This is a genomic window from Pseudomonas sp. KCJK9000, from assembly GCF_046230725.1.
Taxonomy (GTDB): Bacteria; Pseudomonadota; Gammaproteobacteria; order Pseudomonadales; family Pseudomonadaceae; genus Aquipseudomonas; species Aquipseudomonas promysalinigenes.
The window spans coordinates 1-3,928 of record NZ_JBJJLN010000115.1 but is presented as its reverse complement, the minus strand read 5'-3'; the positions used below and the strand labels follow the sequence as shown (position 1 = coordinate 3,928).

The 3,928-nt window shown below is 63.7% G+C and carries 1 protein-coding gene; it reads right to left on the bottom strand.

The window, feature by feature from the left end; all coding sequences use genetic code 11:
- On the bottom strand, window positions 1-3,928 hold a 3,928-nt coding region (locus ACK59H_RS22740; protein WP_409264966.1), incomplete at both ends, for a condensation domain-containing protein.

Genomic DNA, 3,928 nt, shown 5'->3' with positions numbered 1-3,928 from the left:
GGCGCCACCGGCCTTGAGCACCGCCAGCAGGCCGACCACCATTTCAATCGAACGCTCGGCGGCGATGCCCACCAGTACATCCGGGCCTACGCCCATACCGCGCAGCTGCTGGGCCAGGCGGTTGGCTTGGGTGTTCAGTTCGGCATAGCTCAGGGTACGGTCGGCGAAGCTCAGGGCTGGGGCTTGCGGTTGACGGGCGACCTGCTGCTCGAACAACTGGTGCACATAAGGCGTGCCTGGGTAAGTGCGCGCCGTGGCGTTCCACTGCTCGACCACCTGCTGGCGATCGCTTTCCTGTAACAACGCAAGTTCACCCAGGGGGCTGTCGGGCTGAGCCATGAACTGCAGCAGCAACTGGGACAATTGCCCGGCCATGCGACGAATGCTCGGCTCGGCAAAGTGCTGAGTCAGGTAATGGAAGGCCAGCTCCAGCTCATCACCGACCTGGGCGATCAGGGTCAAGGGATAACCGCTCTGCTCGCTGTAACGCAGATTACTGAAGGCAAGGTCGCCTGGCGCGGCCTGCAGGGCTTCGGAAACCGGATAGTTTTCGAACACCAGCAGCGTGTCGAACAGCGCCTCTCCGTTGCGCCCGGCCAAGCGTTGCACATCTGCCAGCGGCGTATGCTCATGATCACGCAAGGCCAGGTTCTGTGCTTGCACCACCTGGGCCCATTGGGCAACGCTGAGCGCGCCATCCGGTGTGGCAATCACTGGCAAGCTGTTGATGAACAGGCCCAGTTGCTGCTCGATTCCAGGCAGCTCAACGGGGCGACCGGATACGGTGGCACCCAGCGCAACCGTGCGCTGGCCGGTGTAGCGCTGCAACAGCAGCAACCATGCAGACTGCACCAAGGTGTTCAAGGTTATCTGTTGCTGCCTGGCGAACGCCTGCAGTCGGCCAGTCTGTTCAACGTCCAGCCGGGCACTGTGCAGGGCCTGGCCTGGTTTGGCCAGATCCGTCCGAGCGCAGGCCAGCGCCAGCCGGGTGGGCTCTTCCAAAGGCGCCAACTGGCCTTGCCAGAAGCCATGACTGGCCGCTTGGTCTTGCCCAAGCAACCATGCCAGGTAGTCCTGGTAACGACCTTCAGGCGCGAGAACAGTCTGGCCGGCATAAGTTTGCAGTACCTCGCCGAGCAGGCGTGAGTTACTCCAACCATCCATCAGGATGTGGTGGCTGGTGTAGATCAGGTGGTGGCTTGCAACGCCGGTGCGTACCAGGCAAAGGCGCAACAGCGGTGGGCAGGCGAGGTCGAAACCGCGCTCCAACTCCTGACGAGCACGCTCATCGAGCAGGCTGGCAGTCACCTCGTCGGCATCCTCGACGTTGATTTCCAGGCTTGCCTGGCGGTGTATCACCTGACGCGGAGCATCCAGCCCGGCATCCCAGAGGAAACCTGCGCGCAACAGTTCGTGACGGTCGACCGCCTGCTGCCAGGCACTGGCGAAGCGCTCGATGTCCAGGCCACGGATATCCAAGCGCATCTGGTTGAGGTAAGCGCGGCCATTGGCTTCATACACGCTGTGGAACAGCATGCCTTGCTGCATCGGTGACAGCGGGTAGATATCGGCGATCGCTCGAGCAGGCAGCGCCAACGCGTCGAGCTGGGCCTGGTCAAGCTTGGCCAACGGTACATCGCTAGGCGTCAGGCCGGCGTGGGCGGGTGCCAGGCAATGTGCGATCAACGTCTCCAGGGCGTGTTGATAGGCTTGGGCCAGTCGCGTGATGGTCGCCTCGGTATACATCTGGCTGCTGTAGGTCCAGTTCAAGCTCAACTCGCCAGCAAACACCTGGCCGTCGACGCTCAACCAATTGCCCAGCGGTGCCTGGGCATCTTGCCCGGCACCACGCCCTTCGTGGGCGGGCACCCAAAGCGCGCCCTCGGCGAAATCACCATCGAACTGCCCTAGGTAGTTGAAGGTGATGCGCGGCTGTGCCAAGGCTGCCAGGGCTGAACGCGCCTGCGCGCTGCCCAGGTGGCGCAGCAGGCCGTACCCCAGGCCTTTGTCCGGGGTAGCGCGCAGTTGTTCCTTGATGGCTTTGATGGAAGCGGCAAGCTCGCCGGCCGGCGTCAGGCGCACCGGGAACATACTGGTGAACCAACCCAGCGTGCGCGACAGGTCGATATCGCTGAACAGGTCCTCGCGGCCGTGCCCTTCAAGCTGTACCAGCGCCGATGACTCGCCGCTCCAGGCACAGATCACCTGCGCCAAGGCTGTCAGCAGCAGGTCGTTGACCTGGGTACGGTACGCCGCGGGCGCTTCTTGCAGCAGTTGACGGGTACGGGTGGCGTCCAGGCGGGTAGTTATGCTGCGCGCATGCTGGTTGTCCATGGCGCCGTCGGGGTTGTCGCGCGGCAGATCCTGTGGCGCGCCATCGAGCATATGCTGCCAGTAACTGAGCTGCTGGGCCATGGATTCGGAACGGGCATGTTGCCTCAGGCGTTCGCCCCAGGCCTTGTAAGCGGTGGTCTTGGCCGGTAATTGCAGCGCCTGCCCCGCTTGCAGTTGACGGTAGGCGGTTTGCAGATCCTCCAGCAGAATACGCCAGGACACGCCATCGATAACCAAGTGGTGAACAGCCAGCAGCAGGCGCTGGGTACCGTCTGGCAGTGTCATCAATGCAAGGCGCAGCATCGGGCCTGCGGTCAGGTCCAGGCTGCGTTGCACCTCGGTGCAGTACGCCGGCAGATCATCAAGGCTGCGCAACTGGTGGGTCCAGATGAGCCCTTCGGCGCTCGCCTGTGGCTGATGGGTTTGTACCCAGGCTCCCTCGACCTGGCGATAACGCAGGCGCAGGGCATCATGGTGCAGCAGCAGTGCGGCCAGCGCAGCTGTCAACCGTTGGCTGTCCAGCGGCTCGGCCGGAGCCAGCAGTAATGACTGGTTCCAGTGCTGTCGGTTGGGTACTTCACTGGCGAAGAAAGCTTGCTGGATCGGGAGTAACGGTGCATCACCAAGCACCGGGCCCTGGTCGATCTGCAAGGTCTCGCTCAACTGTGCAACTGTTGCCAGGCGGCGGATGCTCTGGTGCTGGAACAGGTCACGTGGGGCCAAGCGGATGCCGGCCTGGCGCGCCCGGCTGACGATCTGGATGGAAATGATCGAATCACCGCCCAGCTCGAAGAAATTGTCGTCGATACCTACCTGCTGCACACGCAGTACGTCCTGCCAGATAAAGGCCAGACGCTGCTCTAGGTCGTTTCCAGGCGCCTGGTATTCGGTGCGCGTTTGCGCAGGGTCCGGCTTAGGCAGCGCCTTGCGGTCGAGCTTGCCGTTGGGCGACAGCGGCATCTGCTCCAGCAGCATCCATTGCGCGGGGACCATGTAATCTGGCAACGCTTCCAGCAGCTGCGCCTTGACGCCTTGCAGGTACCCCCCCTGGATCTCAGCTTCAGCGCGTGCCAGCGAGGTTGGCTCCGGCACTACATAGGCCACCAGTTGCTTGCCGCTTGGGCCATCGGCGGCCACCACCACGGCTTCGCGCACGCCAGCCTGCTCTTGCAGGCGCGCTTCGATCTCGCCCAGTTCGATGCGCAGGCCGCGGATCTTCACCTGGTGGTCGATACGCCCGGCGTATTCGATCACCCCGTTCTCCCGCTGGCGGGCCAGGTCGCCCGTGCGGTACAGCCGCTGGCCTGCGCCAAACGGGCTGGTGACGAAGCGCTCGGCGGTCAGCGACGGGCGCCGGTGGTAACCACGTGCCAGGCCGACACCGCCCAGGTACAGCTCGCCGGTCACACCGGGGCTGACAGGGTTCAGCTCAGCGTCCAGCACATAGGTCTGCAAGTTGGCGATGGGTTGCCCGATCGGCACGGCGTCCTTGCCTTCTTCCACGCACGTCCAGTGGGTCACGTCGATGGCCGCTTCGGTCGGGCCATACAGGTTGTACAAACCGCTGTGCGGCAACAGCGCCAGGGTCTGGCGC